This is a genomic window from Desulfobacter curvatus DSM 3379 (genome assembly GCF_000373985.1).
GTDB classification, from domain to species: domain Bacteria; phylum Desulfobacterota; class Desulfobacteria; order Desulfobacterales; family Desulfobacteraceae; genus Desulfobacter; species Desulfobacter curvatus.
Map to the genome: position 1 here is coordinate 1 of NZ_KB892935.1, position 26,841 is coordinate 26,841.

Here is a 26,841-nt window from a genome sequence, read left to right on the forward strand (position 1 = left end):
ATTGTGATTTTACAATGAATAATTTAATTCAGCAGCTTGAAAGTGCGTTTGGCAAGGTTACCGCCAAGACCTGCGCTGGGTTAATAAGGAAAACTCGTGATATTGAAGATGCCTTTTGGCGGGACGATGCTGCTCTTGATGAACAAAATTGAGAATCGAGGCAACTGGAATAGTTACTCTGTCTCCTGGGTAAACTTCGGGTGCGACTATACTACACGATTTGGGCTAAAGTATTAAGTCATATGACCGGAACTATGATTATCAGAATAACATGGCACTTTATGAATCCTCCTTGAAGCGGTTTCAGCTTGATATTGAAAAACAGGCCAAAACGTTGGACTACTACTTTCTGGAGCGTATGTATGATACCCGTACTCTGGCCGATTCAGTAGAGGTGGAAAGTTATTTTGTCAACCGCGCCATGGGGATGACGGAACAGTATGGATTAAAAGTAAGTCTGTTCAGCATCAACAGGGTGATGGGAAAAATTATTCAAAGCAAGAGCATCATCGGGGATCCCATTTATAAAAAAATCGCCCTCACCGATCATCGTGGGGCGCTGCTGGTAAAAACAGGGGCTAAGCCTTCGAAAGATAGCAGACTCAATGTTACTGAACTGGTAAAACAGGTCGACAAAGAACCCCAGGCTGTTTTAAATAAGAACGGGGACGGCTATGAGATAATTTTGGTCTCACCATGTTTCTTTAAAAAAAAGAGGGTTGGCTGGATTCTGGCCTGGCTGGATTTAAACTCTCTGTATAAAAATTTTTTAGAATCATCTGTAAAAATGTCTTCCAAATGTTTCGATTTGGTATTGAACAACGGCGTGCCCATCCGTTTTTCTGATGATACCTGTCTGTATGGTTTGCTGGAAAACGATCGGGAAATCCTTTCCAGAATAAAAAATATGGAAATTGTTTTTGTTCCTCATCCATATAATCACGCATTACAGATCATGGTCACCCGTACACAAATACAGACACTGCCTTTGTTTCTCACGGCAATGATTGAATCAAAAGAGATCCTGCCAAATCTTAAAGGATGGCAGTTTCTTGCCGGTACAGGGGCATTGATTTTTTTGATCTTTATCGGGCTTTCTCTGTTTGTGCGGACTCGAACGAAGAACCTTATCCTGGAGGCTCAGTATAAAGAATCGGAAAGACAGCATAGCGCGCTTGAAGAAGCAAACAAAAAACTTGCTGAAACCCAAAGTTCACTTGTGGAGGCCTCCCGTGCGGCTGGTATGGCAGAAGTCGCCACCGGTGTGCTCCACAACGTCGGCAGTGCATTGAACAGTGTAAACGTCTCGTGCGCATTGATTATGGATCAACTCAGGGACTCAATGGTAAAAAATATCAGTAAACTGGCTGATCTGGTTGCTGGGGAAGAAGAGGACTTAGGCCGGTTTTTTACTGAGGATCCCCGCGGGGTTCAGGTCCCGAAATATCTTTTGGCCCTATCCTCGGCGATGGAGGATGAACATCAACTTCTGACCAAGGAAGCCATGGCCCTTTTTGACCGTATCGAGCATATTAAGGGAATCGTCACTATGCAGCAGACCTACGGACGAGTGTCCGGGGTAATGGAAACGCTGCCTCCAGAGCGGTTGATGGAAGATGCACTGGCCATAAATGCCGGTTCTTTATCCCCAAAAAAATATCACTGTTGCGCGGCATTACGACTCGGTCCCCGACATTACGGTGGACAAGCATAAGGTCCTGCAGATTTTATTAAATTTGATTAACAATGCCATACATGCATGTTGTGAACAACATACCGATACGGAACCGGAATCACCAAAGCGGACCATTTTCCTTCATATTTTCAGTTCCGGTAAAAACAGGATCAGCTTCCAGGTTTCGGACAATGGCGTAGGGATCTCCAAGGAGAATCTCATTAAAATATTTCAACACGGATTTACAACTCGAAAAACAGGGCATGGTTTTGGACTTCACAGTGGCGCACTGGCCGCGAAAGAATTAGACGGCCGCCTGAATGCTCAAAGCGAAGGAATCGGATGCGGTGCGACATTTGTACTTGAATTGCCCTGTAATACAAAAACAGGAAGTAAAAAATCGGTTGTTTAAAACTTGGAACCGTCAACGGCTATCCCTATTGGGTCTTAAACGCCTTCCGGCAGGCAAAGGCAAAATCTTCGGGAAAACATCCCCCGATAAAACGCATCTGGGCTTCGGAGAAAGTGCCCGGTGCATAGGGCAGCCGCGGGATAAACGAGTAGACAAGGTGCTGTTCTGTGACCGGGCTGTTAAACCGGCCTGAAAATTCCACGCTTGTGACCATCTGTGCCCCTAAGGTTTCCAGGGTCTGGATGGCGATGCGGATGCCGGTGTCCAGGGCATTGCGGGTTTCAGTATCGGCACAAAGCACATGGGGGCAGGGGGCTTTGGTCATCAGCATCAGCTCCCATTCACTGACCTGGGCCTTGGGGGCAAACAGCATTACTTTGTCATTTTCCCAGACCTTCAGGGAATTGGGCCCGTCCGGGTTCATGTCCGTTCGCCGGTTGTTTTCAATGGCCTTGATATAGGCTGTAAAAAAATCTGTGTTGTGGACGGCTTTGTAGTCCCGGATAAAGTCAGCCACAAGATCCCCGCAGGCAAAGCAGGGGTAAGGATTGCCGTCATTGTCCGGGATACTTTCGGGAATCATGGCATTCTGCTGGTGGATCATCTGGTGGGAGGCATGCAGCCGGTGTCCGGATTGGGCAAACCCGAATCCGAAATTCCATCCCCATAACGCTCCCGTGAAAAAGGGCGAATCATTGTCCAATGGCCTGTGGTCACCCGATGCCAGGGCCTCCATAACTTCCATGCGCAGCACCTCAAGCTCATCTGTAGCCAGGGACCTTCCTGTTGCGGGCAGTGTTAGCCCCAGCATCCGGGCAAGGCGTACATAGATGCGCTGGTAATACAGATGCCGGATACCTGCCATGTCAGACGGGGTCAGGTCATTGGCCCGGTAGCGGATTTGGTCATTGGCCATGTTGTCGGCATAATGGCCCCAGGGGATATATGAGTTGGCCCGCATATATTCAAAAACATGGGTGTTATCCAGGCTTTCTCCCACAATGGGGCTGTTGCCCTGAATGCCGGGTTTGAGCACCATCACCTCTTTATAGGCATCGGGCATGGCCGGGTTGTTGCCAAGCACGTCATAGAGATCATGGTCGTGGATAACCGGGAAGATCCTGCCTTGATCGTTTTTTTTGAAGGCAACACCCGTGGGCGGATGGTCTTTGCCGTTATCATACACAAAGTCGCAGGCAAGACCGGCAAGGGCACAAAGGTCAGAAGGGTCTGTGGACGCCTGGGCCAGGGCCAGTTTCAGGGGGCGGGGAAGCAGTTCCAGTACCTGGCTCACAGGCCCCTTGGGCCCCCCTTTTTCCTGTTGCCATTGTTTAAGACAAGTGGCTAAAGAGCAGTCCGGTCGGGTGGAAAGCCCTATGGTATCCGGGTGTTGTGCCTTTTGGTCCGCCCATGCCGAATTGATAAAGGTGCTCCCTCTGAAGGGAAATGCATTGGCGATTTCATAAATCCGGTCTGCTGCATCTGCCCGGACCTGTCCCGAAGGGTAATTGGTCAGGTTTTCCACAAGCCCGCCGTCGGGAAGACGGCCAAGCACATCTTTATTGGTCTTTTGCCTGAAATTATCCACAGCAAATTTAGGCGCGTGGATGCCTACTACGAACTTCCCCTGGGGGCTTACACAGGTCCTGGGCGCTTTCATTCACATCTCCGGGGCGGCCGACGGAACCAGGCACAGAAAGGCAAGAGGTCCATCCGAGCTGTTTTTGATCTGGTGGTCAACATTGGGGGGGATATAGACTGCAGTCCCCTGGGAAATGTCATGCCACTGATCCCCAAGGAGCACTTCGCCCTTCCCTTCAATCACATAAATTTCATGCTCCCAGTCATGGGTATGCCGGGGCGCATAACCGCCGGGTTCAACGTCAAATCTTCTCATGCAAAAATTTGGAGCCCCGTCATCCTTCCCGATGAGTACCCGGCCTGTGACATTTTTGACCATGTCGTTGTTCAGTTCTGTGCCTTGGATATCCGTATAGTGGGTTGCTTTCATGTTATCTCCTTTAAACGGCGCTGTCCGGCCGGTTCGGTTAAGTACTGGTACCTGAATTTAAGAACCAGGGTCTGAATTGTCAATGCCTGTCCCCGCAATGGATTGCCCTTGGGGCGCATTCACAGGATTGGACAGTTTTTGAATCAGCCGGTCTGTTTGGCTTTTCAATAACGCCATGTCCCGGCCGGAAATGGGCCGGGGGCCAAAACGAAGTTGTTTGTGAATCCGGATAACAGTCATAAGGGATGGAACATCCTGCAGGGAAAATGCTTTTTCCCTGATCCGAATGAAAAATTGTTCATAGGTTTCATGGGGCTTTCTGGAAAACCCGGATTGGATAAGTTTTTTTTCAAGTTTTCGGATATAAAAGTCCGGGGTAGCCGTCCCAAGGCCTGACGGGCTGCGGTTTTGTTCATGGCGAAGGCTCTTTTTCTTCTTTTGCTTGTCTTTTCTGAGCAGGCGCCTGATGATCAGGATGCCCAGGGGCACCAGGAGCCACAGCAGTTTTTTCTGGGTCTCCGGGTTGCCCCAGCGAAGCAAGGCAAATCCGTATCCCATCAGGGAGAACAGGTCGGGAATTGCGGTTGTTATGAAATGGCTCTTTTCTTTATCTGTCCAAGAGGGCGGGGTTGTATCAAAAAAAGTCCATCTGCCGTTGACGAAAACTTCAGTCCAGGCGTGGGCATGTTTTCTGCGCACAACGATTTTGTTGCCCATACGGCTTTTTTCAAAAGCCATATATCCGGTTACATACCTGGCAGGAATGCCTGCTGCGCGAAGGAGCAATACCGTGGCCGTCGCAAAATATTCACAGTGCCCGGCCTTGGTCCGGATCATAAATTCCGTGATGGGGGATGTTTTGTCATCGGCTTTGAGATCAAGGGTGTAACTGAAATTTGTGAAAAAATATTTTTTGATTTCCGGTAAAGTTTTGTGAGCCGGTTTGTCCGGCCCAAGCCCGAGTTCAACAGCTATGGTTTGGAACAATGCCTTTTCCCGATCCGGGATGAAAAGGTCAAGCTTGCCCGGTGGCAGGATCTTAGTGCCGGGGTCGCCATACCGGATATCATAGATCATAAAGCCCGGGGCGTCATCAACCATAAATGTGCCCAATCCGTTTGTGTAGACACCGGAAACAGTGGGGCAGTTGATTTCAAGGGCTTTTTCGGGTGCTCTTAAGATCCACTTGGGTCTTTTCATCCGGGTTAGAATGGTCAGCGTCGGCCTGGACGGTGCTGGGGGGTCCGTCTGTTGTCTTCCGGGTTCCTGACGGTCTGAGACGGCTGGCCGGCCGGTGATAAAACCGTTGTCGTCTGATAGGGGGAGAGGTTCAAATTTGTTTTGGGCAGCACTCCACATGGTGCCTGAAAGGAAGGTGTAAGCCGCTTCTTTTAAAAGATAGGTACTCCCATCATCATTTTCAGGGGGGAGCACTCTGAAAATGATTTTGTTGGAAAGCTTGAGCCGGCCAATCTTGCCCAGGGCCGTTCTCCCCCTCATTGGATCGGCATTGTCGGCGATTAGCCTGTGCCATGCACGCCAAGCCAGGGCCCTCTGGGCATGATGAACACCTGCCTGCAGAAAAAATCCCATGATTGCGGCAACCATTACAGCGGCAATCCATATCCGGATATCCGCCCCCTTGGTTCGCTGGAAAAAGAGCACGACGGCAATGATGCCGAGGGTAACCGGGTAATAGGGGAACAGGCGGTTGTTTGCCGCAGCAGAAGAGATCAAACAGATAATGATGAATGCAAGGCTTAAGTTGATTCTCACCGCTTGGGTCTTTTCCATAATCCTTTTCTTGAACAGGTACAGGGACCGAACATCAATGTCCCCGGCTGCACTGTATTCCTGAACAACAATCAAAGGAAAGGCGAAAACAGGAAGGTAACGCAATATATCCACCAGAGCCGTTTCAATATCCAATGAAACAAAATAAATGATGGTACCGGCAAAACAGACCGTACATGTATCGCTGATTTTATTCACCTGGTCTAAAGAGGGCTCCCATCGTGTCTTTAGGACCCGGGCAAGCTCAATAACAACACCCATAAAACAGGCCGGAATCAGATATCCGGTCTGGTGTCCCCAGAAAACAAGGGCCGCGGCCATGGTAAGGGGGATGGTTTTCATGGGGTTTGTCCAGCCTTGTTTAAGCTTGTTTCAACATTGTTGGGATCAACCGGATGGACAGAACCACTGGGATTTGCAGCAATAGGGTCTGCCACAAGAAAGGCGGCTGTGGTGATACCGGCTGCCTTCAAACTATTGAGAAAGTCCAAGCGTTCTTTGTCCAGACAGGTGAATATTAAAATGCATCCGCTTAAAAGCTGTTTGTACTTGAGAACAGCCTGGGATACCGGTGCAAAGGCATTCTCTTTTGTGGGTTGAATCAATGCAAGGATTTCTAAAACTTTTGTGTTGCCCAAAAGCCCTCTGCCCGACGCATAATGATAGACCCGGTTGCCTGCAAAGAAAAGGTCCAGCAAAGACTCGCCCGTGACCAGGTTTGACACATAGGAGGCGGCTAAACTAACGGCGGTCTCAAATTCTTGGGTTGCGCCTTCCGGTGCGTGAGTGTCCAGGATCAGGGCATGCCTGACAAAATGTTCGTCCCGGTTTTCCCGGATAATGAGTTTTCCTGTTTTGGCAAGGCTTTTCCAATGGATCAGACGCATGGGATCACCAGGTCTGTACTCCCTTAAAGAGATGAATTCGTCGGAGTTGCCTATCTTTGATGTCAGGGCAATGCCGCCTCTATGGTGTTTTCTGGAACCGGGCAGGTTTATTTCAGGGACATTGTATCGCTTTGGGAGAACAAGGAGCCTCGCTTCACTGGTGGTATGATAAAAGGCGCGCATGAACTCAAGGGGCTCTTTTTTAAAGATCGTAAATCCTTTTAGATAGATATATCCCCGGTTCAAAGGCGTTAGCTTCGCCTGGACGGCAACCCGGCTCTCCGGGGGAATGTCCGGCACAGGTCGGCGTGGTACAATCGCGTTCTTTTTTTGACGGACCAGCCATTGCCAGCGCTGCACTTTTAGTCTTCTGTCCCAGGGATTTCGTAAATGCTCATGGGGTTCCCTGGCGTTGTCAAACGCCTGCAGGGAGGGGATCGCGTTGCTGAAACGCTCCTGGATTTCAAACCCCTTTTTAAGGCGGCTTGTCCTGTTTTCAACAAGGATGGTGTAGCTGACAGGGGTGCCTGCGGTGCAGTATTCCGGCAGAATCCGTTTTGCCAAAAGACCTTTGGGGGACCTGAAGGAAAGAATGGCGGAAACGACAAATACAGAGAATAACAGAGAAAAAAGCTGGTAAACCATGCTTCTGAAGGTATCCAGGCCAAGGCAGGCAGTTAGGATCAAGGCATAGATCAAAAAATTTCCGGCCATGGAAAATTTATTTTTTTTCCAGAAGCCGTACCTGGCAAAGTGAACATAAGCGCGGTAAAGAAATTTGGTTGACGCCTTTTCCACCCGTTACCCCGGCGCTTTGGTTGATTTGACAATATCGTGGATGGTGCCGGCGCTTGAGTTGCCGGAAAAGTTGAATTCCGGGTCCAGGACCAGGCGGTGGGCCATTACCGGTATGGCCAGTTCCTGGATATGTTCAGGCGTGACAAAATCACTGCCTGAAAAAAGGGCATAGGCTTTGGCCGTCTTCATCAGGGTGATGGAGGCTCTATGCCCGGCACCCAGGGTGATGCCTTTATGGGTCCGGGTTTGCCCCACAAGGCTTACAATATAATATTTAAGCTCTTGGCTGATATACACATCGTCAACCGCCTGTTTCATAGCCAGGATTTCCGGTTTTGTAACACAGGGAACAACCGCATTGACCGGTTCTTGACTCTCTTGGTTTGTCAGGATGGCCACCTCGTCGTCGGGGCCCACATAACCCATGGACAGCTTCAGGGCAAACCTGTCCATCTGGGCCTCGGGTAATGGATAGGTGCCCCTGGATTCCACAGGATTCTGGGTGGCAATGACAAAAAAGAAATCATCCAGTTTCAAAATTTTGCCGTCAATGCTGACCTGGGATTCCGCCATGGCTTCAAGCAGGGCAGACTGGGTTCTCGGCGATGCCCGGTTGATTTCGTCAGCCAAAAGAATATTGGTAAAGACCGGGCCTTTATGAAGCCTGAACTGCTGTGTTGACGGATCAAAGATGGAGACGCCGCATACATCCGAAGGCAACAGGTCCGGTGTGAACTGGATTCTTTTGAAATCCGCATCGGCAGAAAACGCCAGGGCCTTGGCCAGGGTGGTTTTGCCGTTACCGGGTGCATCTTCAAGCAGGATATGCCCGCCTGCTGCAACGCCTGAAAGCAGCAAGGTGACGGTGTGATCCTGGCCTTTTATAACACGGGTAATGCTTTGAAACAGTTTTGTATAGGTGTCAAATCCCGTCATGTCGCTTTTTATTCCTTGACTGATTCGGGTGAACTCCTAAAACGATGTTACCACAAATCCCGGGATCGACAAGGGAAAAATAATGGGGTCAAGATAACGGCTTGTCAAGGTAATGGGTAAGGCCTTGTGACCTGAGCATGCCGGCTGCTTTTTCCGGGGTGATATCCCGTTGAGGCATGGCCAGCATCTCATAGCCCACCATGTGTTTTTTTATGCTTTCGGCCCCCAGAAGCGGGGGATAATAGTGAAAATGGAAATGCCAGATGGCACTTGTGCTGTCCAGTCCTCTTAGTATGGGTTGCTGGTGAATTCCCATGGAATAGGGGAACGAGGTTTCAAATAAATTATCATAACAGATGCCAAGCTGCCGGATGATGGCGGAAAGATCCGTTTTCTCTTTTTCATCCATAAAACTAATAGCCCCCATGTGACGCCGGGGAAGAATCATGGTTTCAAAGGGCCAGGTCGCCCAGAAAGGCACCAGGCAAACAAAAGAATCGTTGGAAAAAACGATGCGTTCTTTTTCGTTGAGTTCCCGTTTAATGTAGTCACACAACAGGCAACGATCATGGTCCTGCATGTAGCACTGCTGCCGAAAGTCTTCCTTTAAGGGAATGTTGGGAATGGAGCTGTTGGCCCAGATCTGTCCGTGGGGGTGGGTGGTGGTGCAGCCCATCATCTCACCTTTGTTTTCAAATATTTGGATATAGGCAATATCTTTTTTTTGACCCAGCGCATTGAATTCATCAATCCAAACATCAATTATGGTACGGATCTGATCTTCGGTCATGCGGGCCATGGTCAGGTCATGCCGGGGATGATAACAAATGACCCGGCACAGACCCGATTCCGGTGCCATCTGAAGCAGGGTATCCAAAATGGGTTTTTTCAGGCTGTTGTCCGGCAGCAAAGCCGGAAAGTCATCGGTGAAAGCAAAGGGCCGGGTGTACATTGGGTTGGTTTTTCCCGAAGCCCGCCGGTTGCCCGGGCACAGGTAACATTCGGGATCATACCGGACGGATTGCCCTTTGTACGGGTTTTCCTGCTGTCCGGTCCCGGGCCGGTCTGTCCGATGTGGGGAAACCAGCACCCATTCCCCGGTCAAAAGGTTGAACCGCCTGTGGGGCAGGTCCTTTGGGGTTGATTCGAATGATTTGTGTTCAGGCATGGCGTGTCCTTACAGAATTTTAGAAAACCATAGGATCCGTTGAATTGTTTGTCTGTTTCAGGCAGCATATATAATAACCCTTCTCTTTTCAATTTTTTTTAAGGGTTCAGGCGGTTCATGCAGAAACCGACGCAGAAGGATGCCGCCACGGTCAAGAGTGTAAAGAGCAAAGCAAAGGACCAGCCAAACAGGGATATCATCATGGGAATAAGTGCGAACGGGAGATGCCCGACGATTTCTTTGGGATCGTCGCCGGATCTGCTGCATGCGCCCGTTCAAATTTTTCCAGGGCCTGTTCTACCTTGCCGGTCATGCCTGTTACCACCGTGATCCCCCGGGCCTCAAGCTGCCGTTGGCCGGCCGGGTTTAACCAGCCTGTCAGAAAGGCATCACATTGTTCGTTGACGGCCATGGTGATGAACTGAAGGCCTGCCACCGGGCCGGATTTTTCCGAACCCTTAAACCATTGAAGCTCTTTGGACAACATGTCTATCACCAGAAGGTGTGACGCGGTGCCCGGCTTATCGCTCACCTGGGCATCAAGATTTTTTCCAAGGGCCGTGACGGCAATTTTCATGGGTGTTTCCCTGGCTTTATTATTTAGAGATTAAATCGGTCCTCAATAGATTGAATTGCATCCTCTGCCGCATCCCTAAGATCTTCGTGGGACATCCCCGCCTGATGGGCAGTGATCCAGTCCCGTGTATCCGGGGTGCCTATTTCTCCCAGTGCGTATAAAATATCACCTTGAACGGGGATATCTTTGGTATTGAATGCATCAATTAAAATTTTTTCCAGCTCAGCGCACAGGGCGGGGGCCTCTTCGGCAATGGCTTCCACCACCACCATGGCACCTAAACGCACGGACCAGGTTTCGTGAAGGAGAAGTCCGGCAAATCCTTTGAATAGGCTGTTGGACGCAAGCATCCGCTCGGTGATCCACTCTGCCCGCCCATCCTCCAATATGGTTTTCAGGGCCTTTGTATCCAGATCCATGCTCTCTTTGTTGACAATCATGTCCACAATTTCTTCTTCTGCCACTGCCCCGGTCCATCGGGCATCGTCATCGTTTAGAATCAGGCAGGGGGCGGACATAACGTTATCCTTTTGGGCTTTTTCAGGGAACAGGGAACCGTCAATGATGTGAAGATTAATTTTTCCACAGGCGGCGGCAAGGGGAATGAGCCGCTCAACCATCCCCGGGCAGTGGGGGCATTGCAGGGCAATATACAGGGTCAGCCGGCAGGGCGCTTCGATATTGTCCAACGTTTCTTGGATACCATCACCCGGATTCGGTTGGTCAAGGGCGTCCAGGCCTTTTAAAAAAGGTTGCAGTTCACGTTCCAGGGGCAGGGCGGAATACAGAATATTGTTTTTCAAATAAAAGCCCGGCAGATCCCCAGATTGGCTGCTGTCCGTCCACGATATGGAATCCGATAGATCCTGCCATTGGCGGGCAAATGTTTCGAATGTTTTTTGTTCGGAATGTTCTGTGTTTGCAATAAGTAAGGTTGGGCGTCCCAAAGGCGTCCAGGCCTTGATCTGTTCTTTTGTGGTGTTGTCCATAATGGCCTCCGGTTGGCTTGGATCTTTTTGATGTTTAGTGCCTGAACAAAGAGCCGTGTTTGGGCGAAGCGTTGCCCAGATGCAAGGCGCAGTAAAATTTGTAACCTTAAGCAACCTTAGGGTTGTGAGGATTGCAAATTTTTTTGCAACGTCGCAGATGGGTGACTTTTCGTCCAAACATTACTTATCAGAATTCGGGTTTTAAATTAAGTTTAAATCATGTACATAATGGCCTGAAATGCAATTAACTATCCACATACAGGTTCCATGAAAATGAAGTATATAGCAGATCTGCATATTCATTCGAAATATTCCCGGGCTACGGCCAAAAATCTGGACCTGGAGCATATTTACCACAGTGCCCGGATAAAAGGCATTACCCTGGTAGGTACAGGGGATTTTACCCATCCGGCCTGGATTCAGGAGATCGAGACAAAGCTTGAGCCTGCCGAACCCGGGCTGTTTACATTAAAAAATGAAATTTCAAGGCAGATTGACGCAGGCATCCCGCCTTCGTGCCAAGGACCTGTGCGTTTTATTCTCCAGTCTGAGATCTCCAATATATATAAAAAGGACGAAAGGGTCCGCAAGAACCATAACCTGATTTATATGCCGGATCTGGACACGGCAAAAAAGTTCAATGCCCGCCTGGATGCCATCGGCAACATCAAATCCGACGGCAGGCCCATTCTGGGGTTGGATGCAAGGGATCTGCTGGAGATCATGCTGGAGACGTCCGACCGGGCCTTTTTTGTTCCGGCCCATATCTGGACGCCCTGGTTTTCCATGTTCGGGTCCAAATCCGGATTTGATACCATTGAGGAATGCTTTGGTGATTTAAGTTCCCATATATTTGCCTGTGAGACCGGCCTGTCATCAGACCCGCCCATGAACTGGCGGGTGAAAGATCTGGACAGGGTCCGGCTCATCTCCAACTCCGATGCCCATTCCCCAAAATTTCTGGGCCGCAACGCTTCGGTGTTTGATACGGATCTGGCCTTTGATGCGGTGCGACGCGCCCTTGAAACCCATAATTTGAAGGCATACCAAGGCACCCTGGATATGTACCCCCACCAGGGGAAATATCACTATGACGGCCACCGCAAATGCGGGGTGTGTCTCAACCCGGATGAGACCGCAGCCTTGGACGGGATTTGTCCCGAATGCGGAAAGCCCTTGACCCTGGGCGTGCTTTACCGGGTTCGGGAACTGGCCGACCGGCCCGAGGGGTTCAAACCTGAAAACCGGCATCCCCACACCTATGTGGTGCCCCTGGCAGATATTTTATCCCAGATTTTTGGGGTGGGGCCTAATACCAAAAAAGTGAACACCCATTATGATAAGGCGGTTAATGCCTTGGGGCCGGAACTTGCCATACTCACACAGCTATCGACTGACATCATTGAGCGAGCCGGTGTGCCTTTACTGCCCCAAGCCATACAAAAGATGAGGGACGGGGATATTCACATTGACCCAGGGTTCGACGGCGAGTATGGAACGGTTAATATTTTTACCCGGGAGGAAAAAGAGAATATCCAGGGAGAAAAAAGCCTGTTCGCCGATCCTTTGCCCCGTAAAAAGGCAAAGAAACCGGTCGGCGCACCACGTATCCGTCAAACGTCCCAAAGCAAAGATGCGGTATTGCCTTTACCTGAAAAAAAAGAAACCCTGGTATCCATTGCCCCTAAACACATTCTGGACGGACTGAACCCGGAGCAGGACAGGGCGGTTAAGTCCGAATCAAGGGCCGTGGTGATCCAGGCCGGGCCGGGCACGGGGAAAACCCGTACCCTTACGGCCAGGATTGCCTGGCTGCTTCGGGAAAACAGGGTTGCCCCTGAAAACATCCTGGCGTTGACCTTTACAAATAAGGCGGCCGGAGAACTTGCCGACCGGATTGCATCCTTTATTCCCCAGGGCGGTCAGCTTGTGACCGCTGCTACCTTTCATGGGTTTTGTCTTAACATGCTTAAACGTTATTCGGATTTCAAGCGCGGGCTCATGGAGGAAGACCTGCGTTTTGAGATGCTGGGAATGGCCATGAAAGCCGTGACAGGCGAAAAAAAGGTGCTCAAAAGAACCGTGTCAAAACTGGATGCCTGGATCAGCCGCCAAAAGCAGCAATTAAAGGAACCTGGTGATAAACATCAAGAGGACGCTGTAGATAATGGCCTTGAAGAGTTTGATCCGGTCTGGACCGGGGTGTACAAAACCTATGACCAAATGCTTGAAGAACGCGGTCTGGTAGATTTTGAAGATTTGATTTTCATCTGTTTCAGGCTTTTCTCCAGGGATGCGGCCCTGCTTGAACAGGTGCGGCAACAGTATAAATTTATTTTTGTGGATGAGTACCAGGACTTGAACCTGGGGCAGTATAAGCTGGTAAAGCTTATTTCACAAAATAGCCACATTTTTGTGATTGGTGATCCTGATCAGTCCATCTACGGATTCAGAGGCTCGGACAGCAGGTTTTTCAACCGGTTTGAACACGATTTCCCCGGGTGCGAACAAATCCGCCTGCGCCAAAATTACCGGTCCACCCAGACCATCCTGGACGCCTCGTTTCAGGTGATTTGTACCGGCGATGATAAGGACAATGAGGGTCGTAAAATTTATGCAAGCCTTGACGGCACACAAAAGATTTCCATCAATGAAACTGCCAGTGAGAGTGCTGAGGCGGTTGCCGTGGGAAAGATCATTGAAAAAGGGGTGGGGGGGCTCTCTTTTCTGTCCATGGATAAGGGCACGGGCCCGGACTCCGGGACGGACAGGGAATATGCCTTCTCCGATTTTGCCGTTCTCTACCGCACCCGGCAGCAGGCCCTGGCCTTTGCCCAGGCTTTTGAGAAGGCCGGCATCCCTTTTCAAACCGCAGACAGGGAAAACTGGATCGACATGGCAGGCATAAAAGATTTGTTGGCCTTAGTGCGGATTTTTCTTCGCCGCGGCAGTGAGACCGACCTGCAGCAGTTTGCACAATTTTTGCCCAGGATTGCAGCGCTTTCTGACCCCATGGACACGTCAACGCTTCTTGATACCCTGGGGGGGTGGCTGGATATCCAGGCCCTGGGCCAAACGGATGAAAAAATGGCAACGGCATGGCAGCGGATTAGCGCATTGGCAGACAGGTATCCTGCGCCTGGAGAACTCCTGGACGCTCTAAGGCTGGACCAGGACCCTGATTTTTTGGACAAAGCGGTGGAAAAGGTTTCTTTGATGACCATGCATGCGGCCAAGGGGCTTGAGTTTCCGGTTGTTTTTCTTGCAGGATGCGAAAACGGCACAATTCCCTTTGCCCGGGACGGGAAAACCGTGGAAGATCCAGATGAAGAACGCCGCCTTTTTTACGTGGCCATGACCCGGGCAAAGGAGATGCTCTATTTGACATATGCACGAAAAAGACGCATATTCGGCCGGGAACGACAAAGAATCCGGTCCTGTTTTATTGATGATATTGAAAAAGAACTGGCCCGGTATGAAAAGGGAAAAAAGCAGGTTAAAAAACAAAAACCCAAGGATATTCAATTGGAATTATTTTGAATCCTGCTCAAAATGTTAACAATAATGCACAAATAAAAAAAATGTAAAATGGAACGAACACCTTATAGAAAACTGGATTTAGACCATGGTCACTGTCTTGAAATTTTTGACGATTCAAGAAAAATCGGGGCGGATGCCTGGGTCGTTATTATGACCGCAACCATGGAGATCCCTGTGGAAACATCACTGTTCACATCTGAATCGTTGTCTGATAGCGAATTTGATGATATTTTAAATACACTAGGGTCTCCCATTGAATATCGCTACCGGCTGGAACGTAATATGATCATGGATCATGAAAAAGATGCCGTTCTGGAAAATCTGGTAAATACATTTCTTGAAAATACCGGTCGATACGTGGCCAACCCTAAATTTCCTGAGAAACTTGCATTAAAGGAGTACAAGGACCGGGTTGAAAAGCGCAAGAGGAAAAAATAGGACTGTAAAAAATCAGCGTCTTTGGACGATATTTTTTCTTTTCGTATGTCTGTGCCTGATCTGGCCCTGTACGGCCTTGGGGGATATATACCGGTATATTGACGCCGATGGTGTGTGGCATTTCACCAATACCCCCACTGCTAAAGGCTATACCCTTTTTCTCAAGGAAAAAAAAACAAACCGGATACAGGCCCGGACAAGAAGTTTCAAGGCCGGACCTGACATCTACGACAACATTATTCTCAAAGCAGCCGGCGCCTTTGGTGTGGACCAGGCATTAATCAAGGCCGTGATCCATGCCGAGTCCAGTTTTGACCCCAATGCCGTGTCCAGCAAAGGGGCGCGGGGGCTTATGCAGATCATGCCCGAGAATGATGCCTCTTTAAATATCTCAAACCCCTTTGATCCATCCCAGAATATTATGGGCGGTACCCGGTATCTGAAGCGGATGCTCATTCGGTATAATGAGAAACTTGCCTTGGCGTTGGCTGCCTATAACGCCGGTCCCTCGGCTGTGGACAAATACAAGAAAATTCCGCCCTATGAAGAGACCCAGACTTATGTACAAAGGGTCATATCTTTGTATTCACGGTATAAAAGCAGCTAGTGTTTGAACGGCTCCTCTATCGAGCCGTCCAAACACGAGTTCTTGTTCAGAAATTATCTAATCCTTGATCGTTTTTATGAAGTCAAGGAGTTTGCTGCGCATTTCCGGCCGTTCAAGGGAATAGGAAAGATTGGCCATTTGAAATCCGACCTTGTCCCCGCAGTCAAACCGTGTACCCTTGAATTTATATCCAAAAATCGGTTGTTGGGTTAAAAGGCCTTTCATGGCATCCGTGAGCTGGATTTCACCGCCGGCACCGGCCTGTTTTTTTCCAAGGTATTCCCAGATTTTGGGGGTAAGGATGTACCGGCCAACAATGGCCAGGTTGGATGGGGCCTCTTCGGGTTGGGGCTTTTCCACCATGTCATTGATTTTTACCATATCCTCTTCCAGAGGGGCCGCATCCAGAATGCCGTATTTATCCGTCTGATCCTTATCCACTTCCATGACGGCTGCAATGGAGGCGCGGAACCGTTCAAATTTTTCCACCATTTCCGAAAGCACGGGCTTATCCTGTGTCTGGATCATATCATCGGCCAGAAGTACGGCAAAGGGCTCATCCCCCACAATGTCCCTGGCGCACCAGATGGCGTGGCCAAGTCCCAAAGGATCATGCTGCCGGGTGTAGACAATGGTGCCGGTTCTGGGCACCAGTCCCTGGAGCATCTCCAGCAAATCTGTTTTCCCCTTGGTTTTGAGCGTGGTCTCTAATTCATAACTGCGGTCAAAGTGGTCTTCCAAGGCTTTTTTGCCCCGGCCCGTGACAAAGATGATCTGTTCAATGCCGGCGTCAAATGCCTCTTCAACAGCGTATTGGATAATGGGTTTGTCTACCACAGTCAACATCTCCTTGGCCATCGCCTTAGTTGCCGGGAGGAACCGGGTGCCAAGGCCGGCTACCGGAAATACCGCTTTTTTAACTCTCATGATGACTCCTTGAATACTTGATACTGAATTTTTTGTTTGAACGGTTATTCCAGTTGAAGTTTTTTATGTTCAAACTACTTTGTTTTTAGATTAGCAGGGCGGTTGTGTCAAACCCAAAATCAACAATCCTGCAGGGGGTGCCGTGCCTTTCGTTGTGTAGGCCCGGCTATCCGATTGACATCATTGCCTATTTCCAGTATGGTATCTGCCTTTATATTGCTTGCTATTAATTGATGAGGAAATAGTTAATGAACGCTGAAAATAAAATGGATGAAACACAGGCCCAAGCGGAGATTCCGCCGGAGCAGCTTAGCCTTAACAGCCGGTTTAAATTTAAATGCCATAAAGGTGTTTCTTGTTTTACCGAGTGCTGCAGGGGGATTGATATCATGCTCACCCCCTATGATATTTTAACCATGCGCAAAAAATTGGAAATTGATTCTGAAAAATTTTTAGCCATATTTACCACACCACAGCTTCTTGAAAAAGCGGATATGCCTGTGGTGACCCTTAAGCTCCTTGACGATGAACGCCGGTCCTGTCCGTTTGTCCAGGACAAAGAGGGATGCATGATTTACGAAGACCGGCCGACCACCTGCCGCTACTACCCCCTTGGTGTAGGATCTTTGAGTTATTCCGGGGAGCAGGCTGATGCGGATAAAGATGAGTTTTTTTTTATGATCAAGGAACCCCATTGTAAGGGCTTTAATGAAGACGAGGAGTGGACCGTAGGGGAATGGCGTGAAGACCAGGGTGTTGATCTGCGTGACGAGGTCAATGAAGGCTGGCTGGATCTCATGGTCCGTAAAAAATCTTTACCGGCCAGTATGCAATTGTCCGAGCAGGCCAAACAGATGTTTTTTACGGTATGTTATAATATTGATAAATTTAAACGGTTTGTGTTTGAATCTTCATTTCTGACCAGGTACAATATCCCGGAAGAACGGGTGGCCGAGATTAAAGATGACGATGTGAAATTGCTTCAATTCGGATTTGAGTGGCTTAAAGTGACCTTTTTTCAATCCGGCGAAAAGATGTTTAATCCCAAAGAGCAACGCGGAGAAACAGCTGTTTCTGAAGAATAATGAGTTTTTGGGGCAATCTATAACGTAATCGGGCGCACTACGGAAGAAATCTGTAGTGCGCCTGTGTTGTTTAATAGTTATACCAAAGGTTTTTATGGGCCGCCGAATCATTTAGGCGGGCGTCAATATCCAGATCAAAGAAAGCGGCTGCCGGCGCAAGAATTTCCGGATTGTCTGCCTGTACTTTTTTTAAGGCAGCAAGCGCCGTCTCAAATCCTTTTTGGGTCATTTTGCCCAAAGGTGGCCGGCAGGGACCGCACGGCAGGCCAAGGATCTGCATCATGGTTTTCAGGGGCAAAGGATTTCTGGCCCGGCATTTGACCGGTCCGTACTTGCTTTCCTCTTCAGTGGTGATGACCACAAGATCCAGCAGCGGAGACAATGCGGTCTGAAGGGCAAGGGCTTCCTGGGCTTTGCCCTGGTTAAGCAGTTCAACCATTTGGGTCATGGATGCCGGTGCAATATTTGACATGACTGAAATGGCACCGCAGGCCCGGATCTCTTCATCCGACATGACCCGGCATACCAGGGCATCGTCCCCGGAAAAGATATTGAAATTGTCCCCGCAAAGTTTCCGGGTCAGCTTCATGTTGTCGAGATTTCCGGTGGCTTCCTTGACGCTTTTAACATTGGCACAGTTGTCCGCAAGTATGGCAAGGTCCTGGGGCAGCATCTGGGCCCCGGTACGCCCCGGTATAATATAAGGGATTATTTCCAGGCCCGTGTTTTCCCTTGCCACCAGTTCGTAATATTCCCGCCGGATTTCAAGGGAAGATGGCCCATTGTAATAGGGGTCCACCAGAAGCACACCGTCCACGCCCTGTTCGGCAGCATGGGATGTAGCGATTAAGGCTTCATCCGTGTTGTTTGAACCGGTGCCGGCGATGCACTTGCATTTACCCCTGGTCTGTTTAGCCGTCAGATCAATAACCAGATTGTGTTCTTCCCATTTGAATGTCGGGCTTTCACCGGTGGTGCCGGTGGCAAGAATTCCGGTAATCCGGTTTTCAATCTGAAAATCAATAAGCCCGGACAGGCCGTCCCGGTCCAGATCGCCTGCCGGGGTGAACGGGGTGATAAGTGCTGTGTAGCATCCTTGTTCCATAACTTACAAACTCCTGATGGTTAGTTGCGCTGCAAGCGCGGATAAAACAATTTGCCCAAAAACGTTTTGTCAATTCTTCACGGGTAGAGGCTTTAAGTTTCCCCGAAAGATCTTGACACTCGAATAAAAAAATTTATTATATAAAAATTTTGTTTAAACACAATGATAAAGTCATAAAAGAGCCAAAGGAGACATAAATGGCTGATTCCAAAAATCTGCCCAAAAATGCAGACGAGCAGATCGCACGACTCAGGCAATCCCTGATCAGTAACGCCGAATGCGGCACAACCCACTATAACCTGGCTGTTGCGCTGATCGGCAAGCAGGAGTTTGCGGAAGCGGAAAAAGTGCTTCATGACGCCATTGAGTGCAGCCCCACCCTGGCAGAGGCCTATGTCCAGCTTGGAGGGCTTTGTCTTCAACGGGGGGATATCGAGGGCTGTTTCCGGTTCAACCAGCGGGCCACCAAGGCCCGGGCAGGCTTTGCAGAAGGTTATGCAAATATGGGCTTTGTTCTGCTGCAGTTGGTGGACGGCAAAGATGCCAAGGAAGATGAGGAAAAAGTGGACAAGGCGATTAAAAATTTAAAGAAAGCGATTATCCACAATAAGAATTTCGTTCAGGCCTACACCACCTTGGGCACCGCATATTTTATGAAAGGATTGGTCGAAGAGGGGATCAAAGCCAATCTTCAGGCCTTGTCCGTGGAACCTAAATTCCCCATTGCCCATAACAACCTGGCCGTGGCCTATCTTGAGCTTGAAGATTACAAACGAGCTATTGAACATTGTGATATTGCCGTTGATTTAGGGTTTGAAGTCAACCCGGCACTGCTGGATGAACTTGATGATCACCGGAATGCATAATCACATCTGTGATGACAGGTTTTTATTGACATGCGGACTTATAAATTCTATATCAGCTATGTTATTTTGCTTATAGTGTCTAATTCAAAGCGTTTTTTTCTTGCTAACGCTTTGGAATGATAGAGAAAAGAATATTGATGGAAAGTTTGGAACAATCTTTTCATTGTTGCATGTAAATCAACTTTTAACGGAGGTAAGTAAATGGCTAAGCATGAAACTCCTTTCCTGGACGAGCTGGAAAACGGCCCGTGGCCTAGCTTTGTTTCTGACCTGAAGCAGCAAGCAGAAGTCAGAGCCAAAAATGAAAAAGGCGTTGAATTCCAGATTCCTCAGGATTGTGTAGACGACCTTCTTGGTGTTGTAGAACTTTCTTACAAACATGGACGTACCCACTGGAAACACGGCGGCATTGTTGGTGTATTCGGTTACGGCGGCGGCGTTATTGGTCGTTACTGCGATCAGCCCAAACTGTTCCCTGGTGTTGAGCATTTCCACACCATGCGTGTAAACCAGCCCTGCGGCAAATACTACAGCACTGAGTATCTCAGACAATTGACTGACCTGTGGGATTTCAGGGGTTCCGGCGTAACCAATATGCATGGCGCCACCGGCGATATCATCCTGCTGGGTACCACTACTCCCCAGTTGGAAGAAGTGTTCTGGACACTGACCCATGACTTCAACCAGGATCTGGGCGGTTCCGGCTCCAACCTGAGAACCCCTGCTGACTGTCTTGGACAGTCCAGATGTGAATATTCCTGCTACGACACCAGCGCACTTTGCCATTTCCTGACCAACGAATATCAGGATGAGCTGCATCGTCCGGCATTCCCCTACAAGTTTAAGTTCAAATTTGACGGTTGCCCCAACTGCTGTGTTGCTTCCATCGCACGTTCCGATATGTCTTTTATCGGTACCTGGAAAGACGACATCCGTATTGATCAGGACGCAGTTAACAAATATGTTGAAAATGATGCTGCATATCCTGCCAATGCCGGTGCCCATAAAGGTAAAGACTGGGGTCCCTTTGACATTGAAAAAGAAGTTGTCGGACTTTGCCCCACAGGCTGCATGAAGTTTGAAAACAAAACCCTGACCATTGACAATGCCAACTGCAGCCGCTGCATGCACTGTATCAACGTAATGCCCAGAGCATTGAAGATTGGTAAAGATACCGGTCTGTCCATTCTCTGCGGTGCCAAGGCCCCGATCCTTGACGGTGCACAGATGGGTTCTCTGCTGGTTCCCTTTGTTGAAGTCAATGCCGACAATGATTACGAAGAAATTACTGAAATCATTGAAAATATTTGGGATTGGTGGATGGAAGAGGGTAAAAACCGCGAACGTCTTGGCGAGCTGATTATGCGCCAGGGTTTCCAGAAACTTCTGGAAGTAACCGGTATCGAAGCTCAGCCCCAGCATGTTGCCTACCCGAGAACCAACCCCTACATCTTCTGGAAAGAGGACGAAGTACCGGGTGGCTGGGAACGTGACGTTGACGAATACAGAAAACATCACTTAAGATAAAAAGGGAGATATATAATGGCATTTATTTCTACAGGGTATAATCCCGAAAAACCGATGGAAAACAGAATCACCGACATCGGTCCTAAAGACTATAACGAATTTTATCCTCCTGTTATCGCCAACAATAAAGGCAAATGGTCTCATCATGAAATCCTGGAGCCCGGCGTACTGGTTCATGTTGCCGATTCCGGAGATGAAGTATACACCGTAAGGGTCGGCGGTTGCCGCCTGATGTCCACCACACACATCAATGAAATCTGTGACATTGCAGACAAACATTGTGACGGATATGTACGTTTCACCACCCGTAACAACATTGAGTTCATGGTTGACTCCAAAGACAAAGTAGAACCCCTGAAAAACGATCTGGCTTCCAGGAAGTTCCCCGGTGGTTCAAATAAATTCCCCATCGGCGGAACCGGTGCCGGCGTAACCAATATCGTTCACACCCAGGGCTGGATTCACTGCCATACCCCTGCTACCGATGCTTCCGGTACCGTAAAGGTTACCATGGATGCCCTGTTTGACGATTTCCAGCAGATGAGACTGCCGGCTCAGCTTCGTGTTTCCATGGCTTGCTGCCTGAACATGTGCGGTGCTGTTCACTGCTCTGATATCGCTATCCTGGGTTACCACAGAAAACCGCCAATGCTTGACCATGAATACCTGGACAAGGTTTGCGAAATTCCGCTGGCCGTTGCTGCCTGCCCCACCGCAGCCATCAAACCGGCTAAAACTACCTTGCCTAACGGCACTGAAGTAAAATCAGTAGACGTAAAACAAGAACGCTGCATGTACTGTGGTAACTGCTACACCATGTGCCCCTCCATGCCCCTTGCCGACACCGAAGGTGACGGTATTGTTCTCATGGCCGGTGGTAAAGTGTCCAACCGTATCTCCGATCCGAAATTCTCCAAGGTTGTTGTGGCCTTCCTGCCCAACGAAATGCCCCGCTGGCCGTCCATGACCGACGCCATCAAAAAGATTGTTAACGCCTACTCAAACGGCGCCAACAAATACGAACGTCTGGGTGACTGGGCCGAGAGAATTGGATGGGAGAAATTCTTTTCTGCTTGTGAACTTGACTTCACCCACCATCTGATTGACGATTTCCGTCAGCAGGCTTACATGAGCTGGCGTCAGTCCGCTCAGTTTAAATTCTAGTTAGAAACCAATTTAAGGATTTAAGCATTATTTAATATTGGATGAACCGGGGTGCATTTTGTTCTCCGGTTCATCCCTTTCAACCGAAAGGAGTCTAACATGGCAAGCGATCTTTTGAATGATAAGGAAGCAGCCACGAAAGCGGTTGTTGATTGGCTACAAAAAAAAGCCGGTACCAAAACCAAATTTTACATTAAAGATTTTTACAAAATTTTTCCTGATGACAAACCTCGGGAAATTAAAAAAGTTGTTAATAAAATGGTAGAAGAGGAGGTCCTTGAATTCTGGTCCTCCGGATCAACTACCATGTATGGTCTTAAGGGTGCCGGTATCCAGCATTCCTCCGAGGGTGAAAATTAAAAAAATTGCAGCTTAATTCATGATCGTCAGTAGGGAAAAAGTCCCTGGAGTTGTCATTGCCGGACTCAGGGGTGGTTCAGGCAAAACAATAATATCCCTCGGGATAACTGCCGCATGGAGAGCCCGAAATATAAGAGTGGCCCCCTTTAAAAAGGGTCCTGACTATATTGACGCCGGCTGGCTATCACGGGCAGCCGGCCGCCCCTGCTATAATCTCGATACCTATCTGTGCGCTCAGTCTGTCGTACAATCCTCTTATCTTACCCATTCCCAATCCTGTGATATTGCCATGGTCGAGGGCAACCGCGGCCTTTACGACGGTATTGACATGGATGGGACTACCTCCACAAGTGAACTTGCCAAACTGCTGGGTCTGCCGGTGGTATTGGTGCTGGACTGCACAAAATCCACCAGGACCATGGCCGCTGTACTCATGGGCTGCATGCAGTTTGATTCGGATATCAATATTTGTGGTGTCATCCTCAATCGTCTGGCCGGAAAACGCCATGAGGGAAAAGTACGGGCAAATATCGAGCGGTTTTGCGATATCCCGGTTCTCGGCGCACTGCCAAAGCTCAAGCAGGAAGATTTTCCAGAACGTCATATGGGGCTTGTCACTTCCGAAGAACATGGCGAAAGTGATCTTTCTTTGGCCCGGGCCAAGCAGGTGGCCCTGGACAATATTGATATTGATAAATTGTTCCGGTTGGTTACTTCGTGTGCGGGGCAGGGCATGCCGATTATTGATAACGCCCGGCAGCAAGGGCTAGCTGTTCCGGAAATTAATACGACAGAAAACCCAAATCCTGCAGCGGATATTGCCCCTGTTACCATAGGTGTTGTCAGGGATTCGGCATTTCAGTTCTATTATCCTGATAATATTGAAGCCCTGGAAAATCTGGGTGCCCGGATTAAATTCATCAGCCCACTATCCCAGTCCGAAATCCCGGAAGTTGACGCCATTTACATGGGCGGCGGCTTTCCCGAAACCCATGCAGCCCAGCTGTCTGCCAATCAGGCGTTTAGGGATAGTTTAAAAGGCCTGTCCCGAAAAGGCCTGCCCATTTACGCCGAATGCGGCGGCCTGATATTCCTTGGTGAGAGCATTTGTCTTGATGGTACCGTTTACCCCATGACCGGAATTTTGCCCTTGCGGTTTGGACTTTCCAAACGGCCCCAGGGCCATGGATACACCGAAGTTGAGGTGGTCAATGAAAATCCTTTCTATGCCAAAGGAGAATTGCTGCGCGGCCATGAATTCAGGTACTCCAAGGTGATTTCCATTGATTATGATGATACTGCCATGGCCTTTAAAATGACCCGCGGAAAAGGGATTCTTGAAAAAAAGGATGGATTTTTCAGAGACAATACCTTTGGCACCTACACCCACATCCATGCCCTTGGTTCCACCAGTTGGGCTCCTTCTCTGATTGAAAAAGCCAGGCGTTTTAAAACCTCTTGTTCATAACCCATCACCCATTAAATGACACTATCAAATGAAATTAAACCGTATTCAAATTATGATTTTCAAAAAGCTCAGCAACGAAAAAGGACTCGACGCTGACGATTATATAAGACAGTATTCCATGGAATTCATCTGTATGCAACGCGACAGCCTTCAGGATCTTAGCGAAGAGGAAGGAGACAATTGGATTCATAGGGCGTATCTTTTATCCATGTAATCCACATAGGGTAGATAACAAACGGCTTTACACCAACATTAACGCATTGGTTCGTGCGAATATCTCTTTTTATTTCTTTTCTATGATTTTTCATGCTTTTCTTGACAAATAGAAAATTTCTGCCCTATCATCATTGAAAAGTTCATGTTCAACTTTTGTTTTACTTTTCCGTAATTTCAATGAACTGGTTTCTGTCATATGAAATCAGCCTCAATTGGGCAACAGCTATTTCAATTGATTAAAAAAATGATCACTGCACCTAAAGTGGAATACCTAATGATGAAAGGAGAAACTGCAACATGAAAATGCTAAATGTAAAATTGGTTTATTTGATGTTGGGGGGGGCGGCCCTTGCTCTGGCGGCCATTGGCTGTCAAACCATGCATAACGGACCAAAAACCACGGCCGTCGTTAAGACGCAGCACACTATGTTGAGGGCAGAACCGGGAACGCCGGATGGTATATTGCTCATGCAGGCAAGATATCTTATCGGTGAACTACCCGAACAGATGCCCGGCAGTGAAAACGATACCCCTGCAAAGGTGGCGTTGGGGGAAAAACTTTATTTTGAGGAGGCCATCTCCATAAACAGGACCCAGTCCTGTAACGATTGCCATCCCATTGATAATAAGGGCGCTGGGGCCGATAACCGAAAGACCGGTTTGGGCGCGTTGGGAAAAAACGGGACGCGGAACGATCCATCGACATTGAATGCCGGATTTCAAATTGCCCAGTTTTGGGATGGCCGGTCACCGGATCTGGCAGATCAAGCCAAAGGTCCTGTACTTAATCCCGTTGAAATGGGAATGCCGAGCCCGGAAAAGGTTGTCAAACGTTTGAAAGCGGCCGGGTACATGAACGAATTCGGCATTGCGTTTCCCGGCCAGGAGGATCCGTTGACCTACGACAATTTCAGTGAAGCCGTCGCCGCCTTCGAGCGGACGCTGATTTCTCGCGGCCGGGTCGACCGGTTTATTGCGGGTGAAGCGGATGCGCTGACTCAGCGGGAAAAAGAAGGCATGCGGATATTCATGGATGTGGGCTGCATCCAGTGCCATAGCGGCCCGGTAATCGGTGGTGCCATGTTCCAGAAAGTAGGTATTTTCGATGAATATCCAAATGATGCGGACAAAGGCCGTTACGATGTGACCAAAAACGAAAACGATCTTTATGTATTTAAGGTGCCCATGCTCAGAAATACCACGCTTACCGCGCCTTACTTTCATGACGGAGGGGTTGAGACCATTGCCGAGGCGGTGGACCTGATGGGTAACCTTCAATTGAACCGGCAACTTACTAAAGAGGAAAACGATCGTTTGATTCGTTTTTTGACCACACTGGCCGATGAAACAATCACCCGGGCCGACCTGCCCAAGGCCGCCGAAACGATTAAAGGACCGGCCGCGCCGGATATGGCGACCATTACCGATGATGAACAGGGCGAACTGGTAAAATATGGCTATGCCCTGGTGACCGACACCTTTCGTATGCTCGGCCGCAATACAGGTGATACCGGTAAGTATTACGTTGGCAACAACCTGTCGTGCACAAATTGCCATCAGGAAGAAGGAACAAAAAACTATGGTTTGTCATGGGTCGGCGTGTCCAAGGCCTATCCAAAATATCGCGGCCGGGAGAACAAAGTGCAGGGGCTAAAAAAGCGGGTTAATGGTTGCTTTCAGCGCAGCATGAACGGGAATCCATTGCCTGAGGACAGCCGGGAGATGAACGCCATCATTGCTTATCTGGACTGGCTCTCTGCCAGTACTCCCAAGGAAAAAGCGGTGTTGGGAAACTCACCGTTCACCCCCCCTGCCCGCATGGCCGATCTGGAAACAGGGGGCATGCGTTATGAAGTGTTTTGTCAGTCATGCCATGGTAGCAACGGAGCCGGTTTTGTGGCGACCGACAGATCGGGAGCAGATGCCGGGTCCTATATTACACCCGCTGTATGGGGAGATGGGAGGAGTTACAACAATGGTGCCGGGGCCAACCGCCTTTTGACACTTGCGCCTTTCCTGCAATCCAATATGCCGCTGGGTACGGAATGGAATCATACGGTGCTCTCCAGAGAGGACGCTTATGATGTTGCGGCTTACGTTAATTCAATGCCCCGTCCCCAGATGGCGAACCTGGAAAAAGACTATCCCGACCTGAGTAAAAAACCTGTGGATTGTCCCTATCCACCGTACCCGGATGAGTTTTCCCAGGAACAACATAAATACGGCCCGTTTCAACCGATCATGGCTGCCAGGGCAAAAGATAAATAGATAAAGTGCCGCAAATAGGATTG

The 26,841-nt window shown here is 49.0% G+C and carries 23 protein-coding genes; 13 read left to right on the forward strand and 10 right to left on the reverse strand.

All coding sequences use genetic code 11. The features are described 5' to 3' along the window. The first annotated feature begins 271 nt into the window (after nt 1–271). A complete protein-coding gene (locus B147_RS30005) occupies nt 272–1,714 on the forward strand; it encodes a hypothetical protein (RefSeq protein ID WP_020586001.1) in 1,443 nt (480 codons plus the stop codon). After that, nucleotides 1,701–2,087, forward strand: coding sequence for an ATP-binding protein (locus B147_RS30010; protein ID WP_020586002.1), 387 nt, complete (start codon nt 1,701–1,703; stop codon nt 2,085–2,087). The genes B147_RS30005 and B147_RS30010 overlap by 14 nt, the downstream gene beginning before the upstream one ends. Before the next feature lie 25 nt (nt 2,088–2,112). On the opposite strand, the gene B147_RS0104260 is transcribed toward B147_RS30010, so the two are convergent. The 8 genes from B147_RS0104260 to B147_RS0104295 form a co-directional block, all read right to left on the reverse strand. Further along, the gene (locus tag B147_RS0104260) at nt 2,113–3,747 is read right to left on the reverse strand and encodes a hypothetical protein (protein WP_020586003.1); all 1,635 of its coding nucleotides are present in this window, start codon (nt 3,745–3,747) and stop codon (nt 2,113–2,115) included. Then, on the reverse strand, nt 3,748–4,098 hold the full coding sequence (locus B147_RS0104265) for a cupin domain-containing protein (RefSeq protein WP_020586004.1): 351 nt from the start codon (nt 4,096–4,098) through the stop codon (nt 3,748–3,750). 57 nt (nt 4,099–4,155) lie between these two features. Next, nucleotides 4,156–6,234 carry a transglutaminase-like domain-containing protein gene (locus B147_RS0104270; RefSeq protein WP_020586005.1) on the reverse strand — a complete coding sequence of 693 codons (2,079 nt, stop codon included), beginning with the start codon at nt 6,232–6,234 and terminating at the stop codon, nt 4,156–4,158. Beyond that, nucleotides 6,231–7,577 carry a DUF58 domain-containing protein gene (locus B147_RS27380; RefSeq protein WP_020586006.1) on the reverse strand — a complete coding sequence of 449 codons (1,347 nt, stop codon included), beginning with the start codon at nt 7,575–7,577 and terminating at the stop codon, nt 6,231–6,233. The genes B147_RS0104270 and B147_RS27380 overlap by 4 nt, the downstream gene beginning before the upstream one ends. A gap of 3 nt (nt 7,578–7,580) precedes the next feature. Beyond that, nucleotides 7,581–8,513 (reverse strand): AAA family ATPase, encoded by a 933-nt coding sequence (locus tag B147_RS0104280; protein ID WP_020586007.1) that lies wholly within the window; start codon nt 8,511–8,513, stop codon nt 7,581–7,583. An 88-nt stretch (nt 8,514–8,601) separates the two neighbouring features. After that, on the reverse strand, nt 8,602–9,681 hold the full coding sequence (locus B147_RS0104285) for a UDP-glucose--hexose-1-phosphate uridylyltransferase (RefSeq protein WP_020586008.1): 1,080 nt from the start codon (nt 9,679–9,681) through the stop codon (nt 8,602–8,604). A gap of 199 nt (nt 9,682–9,880) precedes the next feature. Then, nucleotides 9,881–10,258, reverse strand: a complete 378-nt coding sequence (locus B147_RS0104290; RefSeq protein WP_020586009.1) for a NifB/NifX family molybdenum-iron cluster-binding protein — start codon at nt 10,256–10,258, stop codon at nt 9,881–9,883. Nucleotides 10,259–10,281: 23 nt separating this feature from the next. Beyond that, on the reverse strand, nt 10,282–11,247 hold the full coding sequence (locus B147_RS0104295) for a thioredoxin family protein (RefSeq protein ID WP_020586010.1): 966 nt from the start codon (nt 11,245–11,247) through the stop codon (nt 10,282–10,284). Nucleotides 11,248–11,520: 273 nt separating this feature from the next. Here B147_RS0104295 and B147_RS0104300 point away from each other — a divergent pair, with 273 nt between their 5' ends. Genes B147_RS0104300 through B147_RS0104310 form a run of 3 tightly spaced genes read left to right on the forward strand, consistent with a single transcriptional unit; the run spans nt 11,521 to nt 15,832 of the window. After that, entirely contained in the window at nt 11,521–14,787 is a 3,267-nt protein-coding gene (locus tag B147_RS0104300) for a UvrD-helicase domain-containing protein (protein WP_020586011.1), read from the forward strand. A 48-nt stretch (nt 14,788–14,835) separates the two neighbouring features. Then, entirely contained in the window at nt 14,836–15,225 is a 390-nt protein-coding gene (locus B147_RS0104305) for a hypothetical protein (RefSeq protein ID WP_020586012.1), read from the forward strand. Continuing rightward, nucleotides 15,200–15,832 carry a lytic transglycosylase domain-containing protein gene (locus B147_RS0104310; RefSeq protein WP_020586013.1) on the forward strand — a complete coding sequence of 211 codons (633 nt, stop codon included), beginning with the start codon at nt 15,200–15,202 and terminating at the stop codon, nt 15,830–15,832. The genes B147_RS0104305 and B147_RS0104310 overlap by 26 nt, the downstream gene beginning before the upstream one ends. A gap of 57 nt (nt 15,833–15,889) precedes the next feature. On the opposite strand, the gene galU is transcribed toward B147_RS0104310, so the two are convergent. Continuing rightward, complete coding sequence (gene galU, locus B147_RS0104315) at nt 15,890–16,759, reverse strand: UTP--glucose-1-phosphate uridylyltransferase GalU (protein WP_020586014.1); 870 nt, start codon at nt 16,757–16,759, stop codon at nt 15,890–15,892. A 248-nt stretch (nt 16,760–17,007) separates the two neighbouring features. On the opposite strand from galU, the gene B147_RS0104320 reads away from it, so the two are divergent. Then, the gene (locus B147_RS0104320) at nt 17,008–17,844 is read left to right on the forward strand and encodes a YkgJ family cysteine cluster protein (RefSeq protein WP_020586015.1); all 837 of its coding nucleotides are present in this window, start codon (nt 17,008–17,010) and stop codon (nt 17,842–17,844) included. A gap of 70 nt (nt 17,845–17,914) precedes the next feature. Here the strand turns inward: B147_RS0104320 and dapA are convergent, their stop codons facing one another. Beyond that, entirely contained in the window at nt 17,915–18,949 is a 1,035-nt protein-coding gene (gene dapA / locus B147_RS0104325) for a 4-hydroxy-tetrahydrodipicolinate synthase (protein WP_020586016.1), read from the reverse strand. A gap of 197 nt (nt 18,950–19,146) precedes the next feature. On the opposite strand from dapA, the gene B147_RS0104330 reads away from it, so the two are divergent. The 7 genes from B147_RS0104330 (at nt 19,147) to B147_RS30015 (ending at nt 26,818) form a co-directional block, all read left to right on the forward strand. Next, nucleotides 19,147–19,815: a tetratricopeptide repeat protein gene (locus tag B147_RS0104330; protein ID WP_020586017.1), complete on the forward strand. Its 669-nt coding sequence runs from the start codon at nt 19,147–19,149 to the stop codon at nt 19,813–19,815. 201 nt (nt 19,816–20,016) lie between these two features. Further along, nucleotides 20,017–21,342 carry a dissimilatory-type sulfite reductase subunit alpha gene (gene dsrA / locus B147_RS0104335; RefSeq protein ID WP_020586018.1) on the forward strand — a complete coding sequence of 442 codons (1,326 nt, stop codon included), beginning with the start codon at nt 20,017–20,019 and terminating at the stop codon, nt 21,340–21,342. Between the two features lie 15 nt (nt 21,343–21,357). Then, nucleotides 21,358–22,506 carry a dissimilatory-type sulfite reductase subunit beta gene (dsrB, locus tag B147_RS0104340; protein WP_020586019.1) on the forward strand — a complete coding sequence of 383 codons (1,149 nt, stop codon included), beginning with the start codon at nt 21,358–21,360 and terminating at the stop codon, nt 22,504–22,506. A gap of 99 nt (nt 22,507–22,605) precedes the next feature. Further along, nucleotides 22,606–22,866, forward strand: coding sequence for a dissimilatory sulfite reductase D family protein (locus B147_RS0104345; protein ID WP_020586020.1), 261 nt, complete (start codon nt 22,606–22,608; stop codon nt 22,864–22,866). Nucleotides 22,867–22,885: 19 nt separating this feature from the next. Next, the gene (locus B147_RS0104350; protein WP_026259511.1) at nt 22,886–24,334 is read left to right on the forward strand and encodes a cobyrinic acid a,c-diamide synthase CobB; all 1,449 of its coding nucleotides are present in this window, start codon (nt 22,886–22,888) and stop codon (nt 24,332–24,334) included. 28 nt (nt 24,335–24,362) lie between these two features. Beyond that, nucleotides 24,363–24,548, forward strand: coding sequence for a hypothetical protein (locus B147_RS0104355; protein WP_020586022.1), 186 nt, complete (start codon nt 24,363–24,365; stop codon nt 24,546–24,548). A 299-nt stretch (nt 24,549–24,847) separates the two neighbouring features. After that, nucleotides 24,848–26,818, forward strand: coding sequence for a cytochrome c peroxidase (locus tag B147_RS30015; RefSeq protein WP_020586025.1), 1,971 nt, complete (start codon nt 24,848–24,850; stop codon nt 26,816–26,818). Nucleotides 26,819–26,841 lie beyond the last annotated feature (23 nt).